The sequence below is a fragment of the Terriglobus sp. genome (assembly GCF_965201105.1).
GTDB lineage: Bacteria > Acidobacteriota > Terriglobia > Terriglobales > Acidobacteriaceae > Terriglobus.
This window is the reverse complement of the sequence record NZ_OZ241741.1, coordinates 478433-495622: the sequence shown is the minus strand read 5'-3', so window position 1 is coordinate 495622 and position 17190 is coordinate 478433. Positions and strand designations below refer to the sequence as shown.

At 63.6% G+C, this 17190-nt stretch carries 16 protein-coding genes; 4 read left to right on the top strand and 12 right to left on the bottom strand.

The genetic code is table 11. The features are described 5' to 3' along the window. Nucleotides 1-38 precede the first annotated feature (38 nt). Nucleotides 39-332 (top strand): hypothetical protein, encoded by a 294-nt coding sequence (locus ACOFKT_RS02135; protein WP_419805792.1) that lies wholly within the window; start codon nucleotides 39-41, stop codon nucleotides 330-332. Between the two features lie 45 nt (nucleotides 333-377). Here the strand turns inward: ACOFKT_RS02135 and ACOFKT_RS02130 are convergent, their stop codons facing one another. From ACOFKT_RS02130 to ACOFKT_RS02120, 3 genes are all read right to left on the bottom strand, one after another. Next, nucleotides 378-1568 (bottom strand): SH3 domain-containing protein, encoded by a 1191-nt coding sequence (locus ACOFKT_RS02130; protein WP_419805791.1) that lies wholly within the window; start codon nucleotides 1566-1568, stop codon nucleotides 378-380. 74 nt (nucleotides 1569-1642) lie between these two features. Next, nucleotides 1643-2821: a lactonase family protein gene (locus ACOFKT_RS02125; RefSeq protein WP_419805790.1), complete on the bottom strand. Its 1179-nt coding sequence runs from the start codon at nucleotides 2819-2821 to the stop codon at nucleotides 1643-1645. A 67-nt stretch (nucleotides 2822-2888) separates the two neighbouring features. Next, on the bottom strand, nucleotides 2889-3320 hold the full coding sequence (locus ACOFKT_RS02120) for a Fur family transcriptional regulator (RefSeq protein ID WP_419805789.1): 432 nt from the start codon (nucleotides 3318-3320) through the stop codon (nucleotides 2889-2891). 151 nt (nucleotides 3321-3471) lie between these two features. Between ACOFKT_RS02120 and ACOFKT_RS02115 the strand changes: the two genes are divergently transcribed. Further along, nucleotides 3472-4617 (top strand): cellulase family glycosylhydrolase, encoded by a 1146-nt coding sequence (locus tag ACOFKT_RS02115; RefSeq protein WP_419805788.1) that lies wholly within the window; start codon nucleotides 3472-3474, stop codon nucleotides 4615-4617. A gap of 66 nt (nucleotides 4618-4683) precedes the next feature. Here ACOFKT_RS02115 and ACOFKT_RS02110 read toward each other — a convergent pair whose 3' ends face one another. The 9 genes from ACOFKT_RS02110 to aroC all read right to left on the bottom strand — a co-directional run bounded on the left by ACOFKT_RS02110 (nucleotide 4684) and on the right by aroC (nucleotide 13605). Then, nucleotides 4684-6384, bottom strand: coding sequence for a hypothetical protein (locus ACOFKT_RS02110; protein WP_419805787.1), 1701 nt, complete (start codon nucleotides 6382-6384; stop codon nucleotides 4684-4686). 115 nt (nucleotides 6385-6499) lie between these two features. After that, the gene (locus tag ACOFKT_RS02105) at nucleotides 6500-7249 is read right to left on the bottom strand and encodes an MOSC domain-containing protein (RefSeq protein ID WP_419805786.1); all 750 of its coding nucleotides are present in this window, start codon (nucleotides 7247-7249) and stop codon (nucleotides 6500-6502) included. Between the two features lie 8 nt (nucleotides 7250-7257). Further along, entirely contained in the window at nucleotides 7258-8187 is a 930-nt protein-coding gene (locus ACOFKT_RS02100) for a TerC/Alx family metal homeostasis membrane protein (protein ID WP_419805785.1), read from the bottom strand. Between the two features lie 263 nt (nucleotides 8188-8450). After that, nucleotides 8451-9230 carry a twin-arginine translocase subunit TatC gene (gene tatC, locus ACOFKT_RS02095; protein ID WP_419805784.1) on the bottom strand — a complete coding sequence of 260 codons (780 nt, stop codon included), beginning with the start codon at nucleotides 9228-9230 and terminating at the stop codon, nucleotides 8451-8453. Between the two features lie 46 nt (nucleotides 9231-9276). After that, nucleotides 9277-9831: a twin-arginine translocase TatA/TatE family subunit gene (locus ACOFKT_RS02090; protein WP_419805783.1), complete on the bottom strand. Its 555-nt coding sequence runs from the start codon at nucleotides 9829-9831 to the stop codon at nucleotides 9277-9279. Between the two features lie 282 nt (nucleotides 9832-10113). Beyond that, nucleotides 10114-10542: a DUF2203 domain-containing protein gene (locus tag ACOFKT_RS02085; RefSeq protein ID WP_419805782.1), complete on the bottom strand. Its 429-nt coding sequence runs from the start codon at nucleotides 10540-10542 to the stop codon at nucleotides 10114-10116. 70 nt (nucleotides 10543-10612) lie between these two features. Then, complete coding sequence (gene fmt / locus ACOFKT_RS02080; protein ID WP_419805781.1) at nucleotides 10613-11566, bottom strand: methionyl-tRNA formyltransferase; 954 nt, start codon at nucleotides 11564-11566, stop codon at nucleotides 10613-10615. 10 nt (nucleotides 11567-11576) lie between these two features. After that, entirely contained in the window at nucleotides 11577-12089 is a 513-nt protein-coding gene (gene def, locus ACOFKT_RS02075) for a peptide deformylase (RefSeq protein WP_419805780.1), read from the bottom strand. Between the two features lie 337 nt (nucleotides 12090-12426). Continuing rightward, nucleotides 12427-13605, bottom strand: coding sequence for a chorismate synthase (gene aroC, locus ACOFKT_RS02070; RefSeq protein ID WP_419805779.1), 1179 nt, complete (start codon nucleotides 13603-13605; stop codon nucleotides 12427-12429). Nucleotides 13606-13795: 190 nt separating this feature from the next. Between aroC and ACOFKT_RS02065 the strand changes: the two genes are divergently transcribed. Together ACOFKT_RS02065 and ACOFKT_RS02060 are read left to right on the top strand one after the other, a co-directional pair. Continuing rightward, nucleotides 13796-15070: a diguanylate cyclase gene (locus tag ACOFKT_RS02065; RefSeq protein WP_419805778.1), complete on the top strand. Its 1275-nt coding sequence runs from the start codon at nucleotides 13796-13798 to the stop codon at nucleotides 15068-15070. 223 nt (nucleotides 15071-15293) lie between these two features. Continuing rightward, a complete protein-coding gene (locus ACOFKT_RS02060) occupies nucleotides 15294-17156 on the top strand; it encodes a CocE/NonD family hydrolase (protein ID WP_419805777.1) in 1863 nt (620 codons plus the stop codon). Nucleotides 17157-17190: the final 34 nt, after the last annotated feature.

Genomic DNA, 17190 nt, shown 5'->3' with positions numbered 1-17190 from the left:
GGGCGGAGTGCCTGCTACCATCCCGCCAAAGGAGCCGCATGCACGAGTACATTCCCACCGTCGTTCTTGTGATCGGCTTGTTCGCCGGCATTTGGCTTAATCGTCGCGATTTCAGCAAATTGAAAGCCGACACAAACCGGCAGTTCGGCGATACCAAATCCGAAATGAACAGGCAATTCGATGCAGTGAATAAACGTCTGGACAGAGCGGATTCAAGGCTGGATCGTATCGAAGCTCGCCTGGATCGGGTAGACGCGGATCTGCGGGAGTTTTACGGCAGCGGTAAGCAGCTCGAAGGTCGAGTCAACGAACTTTCCGCACGCATCAAGTAGTGCAGCGAAGGTCGTTTCGCCTCCAAACCTCGCCCGTCCTTTGGCCTAACGCTTCTTACCTTTCTTCTCTTTCTTCTCTTCCGGCGCCAACTGCGCTTCCTGCGGCGGCGTTACACCCGGAGCCAGGACGCGGCGGGTGTTATTCCCTTCCAGGCGATACGTCTTGGTCAGAAGTTGGCTCTTCGGCGGGGTCCACATGCCGGTCTGCGGGTTGGGCTGCGGCAGGGGCGCGCCCGCGGCGAGCACGGTATAGCTGTAGCTGGGCGCGGGGCCGGCAAACGGCGATCCCTTCTGCGGGTTAATCGTGCCCGGGTCAACGCCGATCTTTACGGGCAGGTAGCCCAGAATGTTGCGGTCGCGGTTTGCGCCTTCGTAGCGGTGGTGCTTCAGGTTCCAATAGAAGACGCGCAGCTGATTGAAGTCATAGGGCAGGCCGGCCTTGTATGGACTCAGCACAACCACGTAGTTTGGCGCGTCCTTGCTGGCGCCCTCGATCTCCGGGTCATTGACCACGTTCAGCACATAGGCCCCGACGATGCGCTGGTTTTCGGCGTAGCGGGCGACCGAGTCGGGCACGTCCACGTCGAGCATGCGGCTCAGCATCCAGCCGGTGTGGCCGTGGGTGTCGCGAACCAGCCACCAGTCCTCCATGGGCGGCGGCTCTGGCGCGGCCGGCGCGGCCGGAACAGCGGCTGCCCTGCCCTTGCCTTTGCCGGTCGCCGGGAGAGCGGCCGCGGTGGGCAGCGGTATGCCCGGGGGCTGCGGCTTTAGCGTGCTGGCGCGCGCCAACAGCTTCAGCTTGTCGGCCTCGTCCAGCCGGTAAAGCTTGTCGGTCTCGCGACCGGGTTTGGTGTGCAGGTACACGTCGTCGCGCACCACGCCACTGGCCACGGGAACGTCTTTCGCGTGCTGCTCATTCAGATCATCAAACGCTTTGGAGACGGCCTCGGTCGCAACCGCCTTTTCGTCAATCCAGCCGACCTCGCCCTTGTCGGTTCGCACCTGGTAAAAGCGCTTGTTCGACTGCAGAATCTCAAGCCGCTGCCCGTTGCTGACGTTGCCGGTGCGATTTGATACGGCAGCGATGCGGTCGCGCAGAAACGTCGATTTCGCGGTGACGTACACGTAGTGCGTCAGAATTTTCGGCTTCATGCCGGGGCAGCCGGTCAGCGGCAACACGGCCAGCACGGAAGCAAACGCGGCGCAACGCGCGGCGGAAAGACGGGAAGCGTTCATGTCCAACCGTAAGGATACGTGACCCGGTCGCGTCGAGTTGGTGCTGAGGAAGGTATGACGAGCTCCGAGCGGAATCAGTGTGACAGCGCCACAAAATTCGCGTTCAGCCCCGTGGACGTGGAACTGACCACGTAGAGCCGGCCGGGGTTGCTGGCGTCGAAGCCGTAGAGCGTCAGGTCGGGTGAACCGCCGGTCGATGCGACCAATACCCATTTGCCGGTGGAATCCATGCCGATGGAGGTAGCACCGATGCCGGAGGAGAACGGCGATCCCGCGATCGGGGTAAGCGCTTCGTTTGTGCCGATCGCATACCCGGTGATGGTGCTGTCCGCCTGGTTGGTGACGTAGACGTATTTGCCCGTGTTGTCGAGAGCGACGCTCGTCGGGGTACCACCAGTGCTGTAGACCGCGGTCGTGGTTGGCGTCAGCGCACCATTGGCGGCCACCGACTCCACAATCAGCCCCTGTGACGTTCCCGTGCGCGTCAGGAACAGATAGTTGCCGCTTTGGTCCCAGGCAAGGCCGCGATCCGCGGTGAGCGCGTTCACGGCCGCGGTGCGCGACAGCTCGGTGAAACCACCGTTGGACGAGTTGAAGCTCCACAGAATCTGACCGCCGAGACCCAGGGTGGCAGCGACAGCTGTGCCAGCTGGATTGATGCTGAGGTGGTACGGCACCGTGCCCGTGGCCGGAAAGGTGAAGTTGACCCCGTTCGCGGAGGCGAGCGCACCGGTGGTGCTGTTGATGGCAAATAGATCAATCGCCGCGCCGGTGCTGTCCAGCACCATCAGCCATTTGCCGTCGGGTGTCACCTGCATGTCGGTCACGTTGACGGTGGCCAGCGCGGAGCCGCCGTTCAGTGCGGTCAGCGCACCCGCCGAGGAGATGGCGTAGCCGAAGATCTGGGAGGCGTTGCCGACATAGAGAAAGCTGTTGTTGCGGGTCACGGCTGCGGCGGTCGGCGGACTGGACGTGATGGAGATCGGAGATCCGGAAAGCGCCGCGAGCGCACCCGCTGTGGTGATGCCCAGGCCTGAAACGGTGCTGCCGCCGCTGTTCACCACAAACGCGTAATTACTCGCGCCGGTGCCGCCACCGCTTCCGCCGGATGAATCGCAGGATGGGCTATGAAAGAAACTGGAGCAGCCGGGCGCCGTGGTGTTGCTTTGAAAAAACGAGCTGCCACAACCGCAAAGGCCCGGCAAGCCAAGCAAAGGTGCGGCGGCGAGAAACGTGAGCAGGCGGCGGGGCATATGACCTTGGACGGGCGCGAGAGCTGTTCGACGGGGGCTAGTTCGGCGGGGGCTAGTTCGGCGGGGGCTAATTCGGCCGCCGCTGGCAATCCGCGCACAGGCCGATCACGTCTACGCTCAGCCGCTCCACGGCAAAGCCGTTGGGCAGGCGCTCGGCATGCGCGGGCAGGCCCAGATCTTCCGGCGCGCAGTCCTGGATGCGTTTGCAAACGCTGCAAACCAGGTGGTGGTGCGGATGGCTGTTCATCTCGACCCGCAGCGTGCCGTGGTGCATGGAAAGCTGGCGCAAGACGCCGCTTCCGACGAACAGGTGAATGTTTTTGTACACGGTTGCCAGCGAGATGGAAGGGATGCGCTGCTTCACCACCGCATACACCTCCTCCGGTGAGGGGTGGCCGTGCATGCTCTGCATGGTTTCATAGAGCACCTGGCGCTGGTGGGTCACGGCGATGCCGTGCTCCGCGCACAGGCTGCGAAAAGTTGTTGCGGCGTCCTGCATGTTCACTTATCAGTAGAAAAGCTGGCGGATGCGCTGTCAAGGCAGCTATAAGGTGTCGCGGCATTTGGGCAAAAGCGCCGGACGTTCACTTTCCTTATCCGCGCGTTGTACGCTGTAAACGTTTACATCCTGCCCGTTCTGGAGACCGCCCTTGCCCCGTCTTGCGCAGAAACTCTTACTTGCCCTTACCGCCGCCCTGTTGTGTGCCGGCCCCGTCCTGGCCGACGGCCACCCGCGCGCCCGCTGGACGCCCGAGCAGGCCACCGCATATATGGCGAAGGAACCATACCCACTGGGCGCGAACTACCTGCCAAAGGACGCGATCAACGAACTGGAGATGTGGCAGGCCGCGACGTTTGATCCGCAGGAAATCGACACCGAACTGGGTTGGGCGCAGAACATCGGCATGACCACCATGCGCGTGTTCCTGCACGACCTGCTTTGGCAGCAGGACTCGGCAGGTTTGCTGAAGCGCATGGACCAGTTTCTGGCGATCAGCAAGCGGCACGGCATCAAACCAGTGTTTGTGCTGTTCGACAGCTGCTGGGACCCCGATCCGAAGCTCGGGTCGCAGCACGCACCGTTGCCAGGCATTCATAACAGCGGATGGGTGCAGTCCCCCGGCCTGGCGCTGGCCGATCCCACACAGCACAAGCGTTTCGAGGCCTACGTGAAGGGCGTCGTCGGCCACTTCGCGGCGGATGACCGCATCCTGGCCTGGGATCTTTGGAACGAGCCGGACAACGACGGCGGCGGCAACTATAAAAACAACCTGCCGAACAAGGTGGCGCTGATGGATGCCATGCTGCCAGAGGCGTTCGCATGGGCGCGCTCCGTGGGACCCAGCCAGCCCCTGACCAGCGGCGTATGGCACGATGAGCCTACCTGGAATGACCCTGCAAAGTGGACTCCCACGGAAAAGATTCAGCTTTCCGAGAGCGACATCGTGAGCTTCCACAACTACGGCTGGCCGGAAAGCTTTACCGCGCGCATTCAGTCGCTGCAGCCGCTGGACCGCCCGATCCTGTGCACGGAATACATGGCCCGCGGCAACGGATCGACCTTTGACGAGAGCTTGCCGATCGCCGCCAAATTCAACGTCGGCGCGATCAACTGGGGACTTGTGGAGGGCAAGGAGCAGACCAACCTGCCGTGGGATAGCTGGAAGCACCCCTACACGGACCGCGAGCCGCCAATCTGGTTCCACGACGTCTTCTACCCGGACGGCAAGCCGTACCGCGAGGCAGAGGTCACGCTGATCCATCAAATCAGCACGGAGAAGAACGCCGGCAAGTAGCGGCTACGTTTTGCATGATGGCGAAGGGGCCGCAGCCGAGCTGCGGCCCTTTCCATTGCTTCCGACCTACTTCGTCGTGTCGCTCACGAATACCTGATCCGGCCGGGGGCCCAGGTACCGGTACAACGCGAACTGCCGCGACGCCTGACTGCGCAGCTCGAATAGGAGGTCGGCGCGGTTTGAGGCGTCCGCATCGACCGCGTCCACCAGCCGGTAGCGCGGCGTGCGATCCAGGTGCGCTGTGTCGGTCACGGTGCGCAGTCCAATGTCGAGCTTGCCGTCGGCATTGCGCTGGGCGACAACGCTGACGAAGCGAACTGGTGACGCCCCGGACGGAGCGGTTTGCGCGGTGTAGACATAGGTGAGCGGGGCGCTATAGCTGAGGGTGTAGGCCGCGATCTGCTCATTCTGGAGCGTGTTCCCTGCAATTGTCGCGGTACTCGCCGGTTTGCGCGGCAGGGTAGCGGTCGGCTTGCGAGCGGCGGAGGTGCGATGCGCTGCCGCGGAGGTGCGTGTTCGAGCGGCGGCAGCAACCGGCGCGGCAGGCCTCGCCGCGCCTGCGGGAGCAAAGGCGGGTGCGTCCGTCGCAAGTGCCGGGTCGTGCAGTACGGCCAGTGCCAGCGTCCGCATCTCGCCCATGGCGGCAGCGCGTTCCGTTTCGCTGGCAAAGGGCGTGCTGAAATCGTGCGTGGGGCGGTTCTTCGGATCGGAGACGGCGACCGTCAGCTGAAGATCCGGCGGCAGGCTGGGCGCGGCGACCTTCTGCAGGTCGGGCATGGACGCAGCCTGCGTGACCGCGGGCGCGGTGGCGGACGCGGCGGTGTTGCGGCGCAGTTCGGGCCGGCCGTTGTCCGCGATGACGCCGCTGGCAGCAGCCGTGCTGGCCGCGCTCACCGTACCGGCGGAACCGTGCACGCTCTTCGTGCTGCTCACCTCAGACGGGTCCGGCGGAACGTCCTCTTCCGAGTCGCCGGCGGATTTGCGCTTCATGGTGGGCCGATCCGGATCCTTGTCCGGCCCGGCACCGGCGGCAGTGACGCTGGCAGTCTCCTTCGGGCGCTTGGTCTTGGGCCCGCCGGTGGTGTCCTCCGGGCGGCGGCGCAGGGTGGGGCGGTCCGCGTTGGGCGCGTTGGGGTCGCGGTTGTCGTCAGGCAGGCTGACGCGCTGCGTACGGTCGGCGTCGGGGTCTACATCTGTCGTGTCGCGCGGATTGCGACTGCTCGTTTGCGGCTTTGCTTGCGACGAGTCAGCGGGCGTGCCTCCGAAGTGCGGCTTGCCGTCGTCCTGCACGGCGTAGGCGTGCTGGGTGTGGCGCGCAGGCGACTTCGAGGCCGTGCTGGTGCTGGGGGCCTTCTCAGGCGAGAAGCGGCCGTAACCGAACCAGGCCACGTCAAACGGCACGGTCACTTCTGCGCTTGAGCCGCGCAGGTTCTTGGCAAAGGCAAGGTCCAGGGTACCAAGCGGCTCGCCCGCGTGCTGCAGCTCATAGATATTGCCGGTGTCGAGCGCAAACGGGATCGGCCGGGCCAGGTACGATCCGGCATTCTCAAAGTGACCGCCAATGAAGAGAGAAACGGGAATCAGGCGGGCAGAGGTGGGCTTTTTCAGGTCGCCAGAGTACTCATAAACAGCCACGGCGCGGGTCACGGGCTCGGATCTCTGGACCCTGTGAATCTGGGCACGAAGCGGTGTGCCGAGCGGGGCCGCGGCGGTCAGCGACAGGGTCACGGCGGCGAGTGCGAGCGTTTGGAGACGTGCGCGGAGCATCAGGAGGTTGGACGAGAGATGCGAGCCAAAGGTGGCGGCGCGCAGTGTACGGCGTTTTGTTCCACGTGGAACAGTCGCATGGGCCATACAGCTTTGCCCCGAATGGGGCAGACAATCACACTTCAGTGGAAGCCATCGCAACGGCATCGCCGGTCTGGACAGGACCCGAGGTGACCACGGCGGCGTAGATGCCGAGCCGGCCGCCATAGCGGCGGTCCAGGTGCTTCATCAGCGCGGGATCGGGCTCGACCGTGTCGGGGTCGAGAGTGACGACCCGGCAGCGCGGAATCTTTTCCAGCAGGCGGAGCCGGCAGGTGGCGCCGAGTTGGAGAGTATGGCCGGCGACCGCATCTTCAGGAAAGAGGTCCGGATTGCCGCCGGTCAGTTCCCTGTTCGCTTCCGAGGTAAAGGTGATCAGCAGGTTGGACCGGAAGCGGCGTGGGTCGACCGCGCGGCCAAAGGTGCGGTTCAGAATGGCCAGCGTCTCCGTCGACACAATCGCGATGGGGCGCACGTCGGTGTAGGGTCCGGCGGCCGGGTCGTGCTCCAGCGTGATTCGGTTGCCGTGCGGCAGGTGCTGCTCGAAGTAGGTGAGGAGGGCGGGATCATGCACCTGGAACCGGCGGCCCTCCGGCGTTCGGATTTCGGTTCCGTTAGCGCTAACGGAAGCGGAATATCGCAAGAGCGCGGCCCGCTCGCGGCCCGTCAGGCGAGGCTTGCCGGCCGGGGCGCCGCTGCTCAGGAAGGCATAGCGCCGGTCGTGCGCAATGCCGTCCGGCTGCACTTCAAGCGCGTCCACCTGCTCGCCACGCATGCTTTTGACCGGGTAACGCCAGAGCTCGGCAATGTAAGCAAGCGGGAGCATGGACGAGCTCAGTGCGCCCCTTTGCCTTTCTCCTCGGGCCCGTCCTGCTGGTGCTGGATAGCGAGCGAGATCAGGATGGTGAGCAGAAGCATGGCAAAGATGATGGAAAGCGACGCCAGCGGCGTGAACTCAAACCAGGGCGCAATGATCATCTTGATCGCCGCAAAGGCAAGAACGGCGGCCAGACCGTAGTGCAGGTATTTCAACTTCTCAAGCGCGTGGGCGAGCACGAAGAAGAGGGAGCGCAGGCCCATGACGGCCAGAATGTTGGACGTGTAGGCGATAAACGTGTGCCGCGTGATCGAAAGCACGGCCGGGATGGAGTCGAGTGCGAAGACGAAATCCGTGACGGCAATGGCGGCGAGGGCAAGTACCAGAACCGTCGGGGCGCGCCGGCCGTCCTGCTCTACGAAGAAGCCGTCCTGCGAGTCGGAAAAGGTCGCCTTCGTTTCAAGCCACTGCTGCCAGCGGGGCTTGGTGGGTTTGTCGTGCTTTTGTGGCAGCACCAGGCGCAAGGCGGCAATGAGCAAGAGTACGGCGAAGATGTACGTGACCCACTCGAAGCGTTTCAGCAGTTCCACACCCGCCACGATGAAAACCGCGCGCATGACGACGGCGCCAAGAATGCCCCAGAAGAGCACCCTGCGCTGCTTGTCGGGCCGGACCTGAAAGCTCTGAAAGAGCAGAAGGAAGACGAACAGGTTGTCGATCGACAGCGATTCTTCGAGCGCGAAACCGGCGAAGAATTCCTGGGAAAGCTGGTGGTCGAGCGTGGCGTACAGGTATGCGCCGAACAGGACGGCCCCGCCGAGCCAGAGCCCGGTTGCGCTATAGGCGCGAGCCGTGGATTGCTTGCGGAGCAGGAGGTATTCGACGCCGAGCAGAAGGAGCAGCAGGGCGTGGAAGACGATCCAGTGGGTGAGGTTGGCCTCGGGCATTAACGGGTTGGATGCTCAGCGGTCTTCGATCTTTGCGATTTCAACAGGCGCGGCGGTTTGTTACTGCCGAGTGGAAACCTGCAGTTTGCCCGAGGCTGCGTTGCCGATGGGGACAAAATGCAGGTTTCCGTGCAAGCACCAAGTCCGCTGCGCAGGACGATAAAGCTGTCCTGCTCCGGTCGAAATGACAAGTTTGTGGGGTGCGCAGGAAGTACACGTGCTTCGGTCGAGATGACAAATTCGTCCAGCCTGAATCAGCAAGGCTACGCCGAAGCGAGCTTCTTTTTGCGTGCCGGGTGGACCATATAGGCGACGCCGATGCTGACGGCGTAGAGCGCGAGCATGGGCATGGCGAACAGGATCATGCTGAGCGGATCGGGCAGCGGGCAGATGATGGCCGCGATGATGAAAATGATCAGGATCGCGTAGCGGGCGTTCTTGACGAGGAACTTCGCATCGGTGATGCCAAACAGCGCAAGGAAGAAGACGACGATCGGCAGCTCAAAGCTGATGCCCAGACCGAAGATGATGGCCGAAAAGAAGCCGGTGTAGTCGTCGATGGTGATGATGGGGTGAAAGTGCTTGCCGAACTCCCCGATCAGGACTTTGAGCGCGGACTTCAGCACGTAGCGGTAGCCGAACCAAGCGCCGGCAAGGAACAGGCCGACCGTGGTGAACATGAACGGCCAGACATACTTTTTCTCGTTTTCGTAGAGGCCGGGCGAGATGAACAACCAGACCTGATAGAGGATGTACGGCGCGGCCAGGATGGCGCCGCCATACAACGAGGTTTTCAGGTACAGGTTCAACCCGTCGGTCGGATGGGTGAAGTTTAGTTCCAGGTGCAGCTCGTTCATGGGCCGCTGCACGATCGCGAAAAGCTGCTCGTGAAAGTAGTAGGCGATGGCGAAACCGATCACCAGAGCGACGGCGGAGTGGATGAGCCGCGAGCGAAGCTCCGCGAGGTGCTCCATGAGCGACATGCCGGGCAGTTCGGCGCGGTCGGAGACGGCGGTTTTTACATTGTCGATGACGTCTGGCATGGTTGCGGGCTTCTGTTCTGAGCTTGGCTGGTGAGTGGTGCGTTCGTTAAACGTGGGTGGCGTGCTCGCCTTCGCCGGCCATCACGGGCTGGCTGCGGTCGGGTGGTGGCTCGAGCTCCGCGACAGGTTCTTCGCTGGACGCACCGGCACCCATGGAGGTGTCGCCTTCGCTTAAACCTGCTCCGATGCTGTGCTCCGGCAGTTCAGGCAGGCCGTTGGTGGCGCTGTATGTTTTGCCGCGGGCAGAACTTTCCGCCGGCAGGCCGCTGGAAGGCGGCATCATCTTCAGGTCACCGGATTCGGCGATGGGCTCCGGGGCGGTTTCGTCGGCCGGCACCGGCGCGGGCATGTGAGGGTGCGGCGGCTCATCGCTCGGGATGTTCGGGTCCGGCGTGCTGGAGGGCGGCGGCAGTGCTTCGACCTTTGCCTGGTGCTCTTTTTGCTCCTCGATGCGCAGCTCGTCTTCCATCTGCATGCGGAAGTCGTTGGAGGCCTTGCGGAACTCGGCCATGAGTTTGCCGAGCTGGCGGGCCAGCTGCGGCAGCTTCTTGGGTCCAAAGAGCATGAGCGCCAGCAGAAAGATGAAGATGGAATCGCCCATGCTTGGCATGAACGAATGATAAAGCAGTGGGGTGGGCGGCGGTTGCGGGTGGCGGCTGTGGTGATGCGCCCGGCTCCGAAGTGCGCGGTTTACGCGGTGCGGGATCGGGACAGGCCATGCCCGGCATTAGCGGCCAAGCCTCAGTCCCGGTATCTCCAGAATGTGAGGAAAGCAAAACCTCAGGGGCTAAAGCCCGTTTCCTGCAGCGCACTGACGGCACAGCTAAAGCTGTGCCCTTCCGGGCTTCAGCTGTGCCCTTCCGGACTTCGTAGGCTAAGCCGTTTAGTGGGGGCGTTCGGGGCGGGTGAAGCGGTCGTCGAGCGGCTGGCGGTCGCTGGGGTCCTGCTCGGTGGTGCGCCAGGTGGTGATGGTGCTTTGGCCCTGCTCCCAGCAGAGCAGAACGACCTCTTCGTCCAGTTGAAAAGGGAATTCTAGCAGGCCGTGCTGCAGATCCTTGACGGAAACGCCGATGTCGTCGATTTCCTGAAGCGAGTCACGGGCCTCGGCGACGGCGCGCTCCTGCTCGCCTTTCAGGCGGGCCACGTGGAGCAGGTCAATGTGCATGCCGCCGTTCAGAAAAATTGCCTGGTGCAGCGACTGCAGCGTGGTTTCACGGGCGGCCGCGGTGCCGGCGGCGGTCTGAGCGCGCTCCAGAAGCGCGCTGAGCACCGGCAAGAGGGTTTGCGCTTCGGGCAGGGTGAACGTGCGCATCTTCCTCAAGGATAACGAAGGCTGGGTGTGGTGCGGGTAGACGGGGCGTTTGACCCTGAAGCAGGATAGCTTAGCCGAGGAGTTCGCCTGGATGGATTTGATGGCCGCGCAGGAAATCCGCGGCGCATATGCGCTTTTTGCCTTCGAGCTGGACTTCGTGCAGCAGCGCGATGTGGCCGTCTCCGCAGGCCACCGGGATCGCGGGGATGCCGGTGACGCCGGTGGGTTTAAGGATCTGGCCTGCGATAGAGTTTGCGTGTGCCGGGGCGGTGCCGGCTTGCATGGCATGGATGATGAGTTTTTTGCCGCGGAACGAGGTAAAGGCGCCAGGCCAGGGCTGAAAACCACGGAAGCGGGCATCGATGGCGGCGGCGGGCGAAGTCCAGTCGATCTGCCCGTCTTCGCGGATAAGGGGGCGGGCGTGGGTGGCGAGAGCGTTGCCCTGCGGCTCGGGCTGGATGGTTCCGGCGGCCAGGCCGTCAAGTGTTTCGATCATGAGCTCCGCCCCAAGAACTGCGAGGGACTGGAAGAGGTCCGGGGCGGTCGTTTCAGGGGTGATGGGGACAGACCGGCGCAGGAGCATGGGGCCGGTGTCGAGGCCGGCGTCGAGGCGCATGGTGGTTACCCCGGTCTGGTGGTCGCCGGACGCGATGGCCCACTGGATGGGTGCGGCGCCGCGCCAGCGTGGGAGGAGTGAGGCGTGGCCGTTGAGGCTGCCGTAACGCGGCAAGTCGAGCATCCACTGGGGCAGAATGCGGCCGTACGCGACGACGATGATTGCGTCCGGCGCGATGGCTTCCAGATGGGCGCGGAGGGCTTCGTTGGTCTTGATCTTTTCGGGCTGCTGGACGGGAATGCCGTGGGCGAGGGCGGCGGCCTTGACCGGGGTGGGTTTGATCTCGGCGTTGCGGCCCACGGGGCGGTCGGGCTGCGTTAGCGCTAACGTGACCTGGTGGCCGGCGGCGACGAGCGCTTCGAGCGTGGGGACGGCGAACTGGGGGGTGCCGCAAAACACGAGCTTCATGCCGCGCCCGCTACCATTCGCCGTTGCGGATGGCTTTGCGGATTTTGCGCAGGGTCAGATCGCGCTTGAGGCGGGACAGGCGGTCGATGAAGAGGACGCCGTCCAGGTGGTCGAGTTCGTGCTGCATGGCGCGGCCCAGGAGTTCGGCGCCGCTGACCTCAAACCAGTTGCCTTTTGCGTCCTGCGCGCGCACGACTACGGTTGCGTCGCGGCTGACCTTGTCGCGGATGTCGGGGAGCGAAAGGCAGCCCTCTTCTTCGTGGGTCTTACCGCCGGCTCGCGAGATGATTTCGGGGTTGATAAGGACGAGCTTCTGGTCGGCTTCCTTGCCGAAGCTGATGTCGATGACGGTGATGCGCTTGAGGATGCCGATTTGCGGCGCGGCGAGGCCGATGCCCTCCGCGGCGTACATGCTTTCAAACATGTCGTCGACCAGCTTGCGCAGGTCCGCGTCGAAGGCGGTGATGGTTTCCGCCTTTTGTGCAAGGACGGGGTCGGGATATTTCACGATCGGGTAAATCATTTTTCTTCTATGTAAAGACGCAGGTTGCGCCGGAGAGGGTGTGCGGTTTGATATCCGAGCCAGGCGACGGTGCCCGGAAGGGCACAGCTTCAGCTGTGCCGTAAGCCGCTTCCCGGCAGGCGGGCTTTAGCCGCTGAGGTCGGACTTTTGCGGCACAGTGTCAAAAGCGGACCTCAGGGGCTAAAGCCATCGTGATTTGTCACTATTGGCACAGCTGAAGCTGTGCCCTTCCGGTTGCGAGTACAGCGTAGTTTCGATCTGCGGGACGGAAAAGTGGAGCGGGTCACCGGTGGCGACGGGCGGAGCCGGGTCAGTCGGTGGCGAGGGGCGGAGCCGGTCAGTAGCTGGCGAGCTGGTCGCGGTAGCCGTGAAGGTTGCGCTGGGTTTCGGTGAGGCTGTCGCCGCCGAATTTTTCAAGCACGAGGCGAGCGAGGGTGAGCGCAACCATGCTTTCGGCGGCGACGCCGGCGGCGGGAACGACGCAGACGTCGGAGCGCTCGTAGGCGGCCTTGACCGGTTCGCGCGTCTCGAAGCTCACGCTTCCCAAGGGGCGGCGCAGAGTGCTGATCGGCTTCAGGTAGCCGCGTACGGTCACGTCTTCGCCGTTGGAGATGCCGCCTTCGATGCCGCCGGCGTTGTTGCGCTCGCGGGTGAAGCGGGTGCCGGTGCGGTTGGCCTGGTCGGCGTAACCAATGGCGTCGTGGACGGTGGAGCCCATGCTCTCGGCGGCAGTGACGCCCCGGCCAAGTTCGACGGCTTTGACGGCCTGCAGGCTCATGACGGCCTGGGCGAGCAGGCCATCCAGGCGCTCGTCCCAGTTGGCGTGCGTGCCAATGCCGACGGGCACGCCGTGGGCGACGACCTCAAAGACGCCGCCGACGGTGTCGCCGGTGCGCAGGGCGCGGTCGACCTCGCCTTTCATCTGCTGCTCGACGTCAGGATCGATGCAGTTGAGCAACACTGTTTCGCGCGCGGTGCTGGCGACAATTTCATCCCATTGGTAGTCGCGGGTGAGTTCGACGGTGCCGACGCGGACGACGTGCGAGAGCACCTCGACACCGAGCGCCCGCAGCAGCAGCTTGGCAAGTGCACCGGCGGCGACGCGAGCGGTGCTTTCGCGGGCGCTGGCACGTTCCAGGACATAGCGGGCATCGCGGAAGTTGTACTTGAGGGCGCCTGGCAAATCGGCATGGCCGGGCCTGGGTGAGGCGACCGCCTTGTGCTTGGCGGGGTCGCCCGCGCCGACGGGCAGGATGTCTTCCCAGTTTTTCCAATCCCGGTTGGCGATGGTCATAGAAATGGGAGCGCCAATGGTGGCGCCGTGCCGAACGCCGCTCAGGATGTGCGCCGTGTCGGCCTCAATACGCATGCGGCCGCCGCGGCCGTAGCCCTGCTGGCGACGCCACAGTTCGCGCGCGATAAAGCTTTCCTCGATAGGAACGCCCGCGGGCATGCCGCTGAGCAGGGCGACCAGAGCCTCGCCGTGGCTTTCTCCAGCTGTTGCAAAGCGCAGCAAATCTTTTCGATCTCCCTGTTATGTTGGCCCAATTCCCGCCGATGTTGATTGTACCCAAGGGTAACTTGCGCTTTTCCCCCGTTGCGTCGATAGAATTTTCTGCACCCAGAGGCAGCACAACGCAAAAGTTGCAGGCGTGTTCGACCGGCTGGGGAGTGAGAGGTACAACTTTGCCCGGTAGCGTTGACCTATGCCGTATCGCATTCTGAAGCCGCCGCCGCACTGGCTGGACCTGCAACAGGTCGAGGAGGAAGCAGATCGTCTGATCGCCGGACGCAACCTGACCCTGTGCTTTCCGGCGGCGCTGGAGACCGTGTTTAACGAAGAGCGGTCGGGCAGACGACAGACTCATTTGCTCCGCATGGGCTTACTTGCTCTGGTGGTGTTCGACATGTTTCTGGTCGGGGACTACCTTTTAGTGCCGGAGCACCTGTGGCGCGCCGTGGCAGTGCGCCTGGGAGTGATTACACCCCTGGCGCTGGGGTGCCTGTATGTGCTGCGCAGCCGGCCGGTGCGCGTGACAGCGCAGGAGATCGGGTCATCGCTGCTGAGCGTGCTGGGCGCCGCAGCGCTTCTGTTTCTGCATCACGGAACCGGACCGATGGCGCCGATGGAGGCGGAAGCCGCCATGCTGATGATGCTGCTCACCCTTAACACGCTGCTGCGGCCAGATTTCAGGTTTGCCATCGTGGGTACGTCGTGTTGCTGCCTGATGTACCAGATGTGGGTGCTGCCGAACGGATCGCTGCCCCTGCACGAGCGATTGGACGCCAGTGGTGAAGTGTTCTGGTTCAGCGTGCTGTCCCTGCTTGCGAACTACGCGCTGTCGCGTGAATCGCGCTTCTCGTGGCTCCTGCAGATGCGCGGCCGCATTCAGCGGCAGATGCTGGCCGAGGCCAATCGTGAGCTGCTGAACCAGTCCCTGAGCGATCCATTGACCGGCGTTCCAAATCGCGCCGCGTATGACAAACGCTTGCCCGAGCTGTGGCAGGAAGCGATTGACGGACGGGATTCCATTGCGGCCGTGATGGTCGATGTGGACTACTTCAAGCTGATCAACGACACGTTTGGGCACCTGTACGGGGATCGCGTGCTGCAACGCATTGCCAACCTGCTGGAGCAGGCGATGCGGGCGGAGATGGACTTTGTGGCGCGTTATGGCGGCGAGGAGTTCGTGGTGCTGCTGCCTGGGTCCACGCTGGAATCGGGGGTGCAGGTTGCGGAGCGCATCCGCAAGCTGGTGGAGGTGGCCGGCTCACCCGCTGTGTCACGCGGTGACGCTCCGCTTCCTTCTGGCGTGAAGTGGTCCACGGTTTCGTGCGGTGTGGCCGCGATTACGCCGACGGAAAATGATGACGCGAGGACGCTGATCGATGCCGCCGATGCGGCGCTGTACCTGGCGAAGCAATCGGGCCGCAACCGCGTGTGTGTCACGGGAACGTTGACGCTGGTGCAGTCCGCGTAGATGGGCTGCGTTGGAAACGGCGCGAGGCTTCAGGCAGGTGTTTTCCGGTGCGGATCGGATTCAAAGCCGCTCAGGCTACACTGCTTGCACTATTTCACTCTCTAAGAGGTTCCTGCCCGTGCGTCCTTGTTTGTCCGCGCTGTTCCGTGTTGTTTTGAGTGTCCCTGTTGCAGCCGCTTGCGTGGCCTCGTCCCCGATAAGCGCGCAGCACGAGGCACCTGCGGTGAGCAGCCAGGAATGGGTGCGTGCGCACTACAACAAGTACGAGTACCGCATTCCCATGCGCGACGGCGCGAAGCTGTTTGTGAGCGTGCTGGAACCGCAGCCGGGCGCGTTCAAGGATCATGGGCCGTATCCGTTCCTGATGCAGCGCACGCCCTACTCCTGTGGGCCGTACGGCGAGGACCAGTATCCGCGCGCGGCGACGTATTCCGATGAGCTCGCCACCGCCGGCTACATCTTTGTGTGTGAGGACGTGCGCGGGCGGTACCAGTCACAGGGCACGTTTGCCGAGATGCGGCCGCATATCGACGAGAAAAAGTCGCCCAAGGACGTGGATGATTCCAGCGACATGTACGACACGGTCGAGTGGCTGCTGAAACACATTCCAAACAACAACGGCCGCGTCGGCATCACGGGCATCAGCTACCCGGGCTTCTTTACGTCGGCGTCGATCATCGACTCGCACCCGGCGATCAAGGCCGCGAGCCCGCAGGCGCCGATGACGGACCTGTTCCTGGGCGCGGACGACGCGTACCACGGTGGCGGCTTCATGCTGGCGGCGAACTTCGGCTTCTACACCGGGTTTGTGCCGCAGAAGAACCCGATCGAGATCACAGCCGAGCGACCCGACCGCTTCCGCTATGGCACGAACGACATGTACGAGTTTTACCTGCACGCCGGCAATCTGGCCGCGATGAACGCGATGCTGTTGAAGCAAGGCGAGACGTTGTTTACGGACCAGATGGTGCACTCGACTTATGACAGCTACTGGCAGCCGCGCAGCCTGCAGAATCACATGCGCAACGTGAAGACGCCGGTGATGACGGTGGGTGGATGGTTCGACGCGGAGGACCTGACCGGGCCGCTGATGACCTTCCACGCCATCGACAAGTTCAACCCCGAACTGGGCGCGAGCAATACGGTGGTCGTCGGGCCGTGGGTGCACGGCGGATGGGCGCGGTCCGACGGTGACCACCTTGGCGATGTGACGTTCGGCGCCAAGACGGGCGAGTTCTTTCGCAAGGAGATCCAGTTCCCGTTTTTCGAGCACTACCTGAAGGATGCGCCGTCGCAGCCGCTGCCCAAGGCGTATGTGTTTGAAACGGGAACGAACGCGTGGCGCAAGTACGACCAGTGGCCGCCCAAGCCCGCTGAGGCGAAGACGTTGTACTTCCACCCGAACGGGACGCTGAGCTTCGACGCGCCAACTGGCAGCGGCAAGGACGAGTATGTGAGCGACCCGGCGCACCCGGTGCCCTTTGTGAGCTACACCACGGACACGGTGCCGCAGCGCTACATGGATGACGACCAGCGCTTTGCAGGCCGGCGCGGCGACGTGCTGGTGTACAGCAGTGCGCCGCTGACCGAGGATGTGACGATCGCGGGGCCGATCTCACCGAAGCTGCACATCAGCTCAACGGGCACCGACTCTGACTTTGTGGTGAAGCTGATCGATGTGTACCCGTACGACTACCCGAACCCGGCCGCGGCGGACCCGGCGCAGGGCAAACGCATTCTGGGCGACGCGCCGCTGCTGATCGGCGGGTACCAGCAACTGGTGCGGGGCGAGCCGTTTCGCGCGAAGTTTCGCAACGGCCTGACGGAGAAACCGGTGGCGCTGAAGCCCGGCGAAGTCACGGCGGTGAACTTCACCATGCCGGACGTGAACCACACCTTCCGCAAGGGCCACCGCATCATGGTGCAGGTGCAGAGCTCGTGGTTTCCGCTGGTCGATCGCAATCCACAGACGTTTACGGACATTCCGAACGCGAAGCCGGAGCAGTTCGTGAAGGCGACGGAGACGGTGTACACCGGCAGCGCGAACCCGAGCGGGGTTGAGGTGCTGGTTATGCCGCAGCGCTGATGCTTGTGTAGGGGCTTTGCCGGCGTGAGCAAAA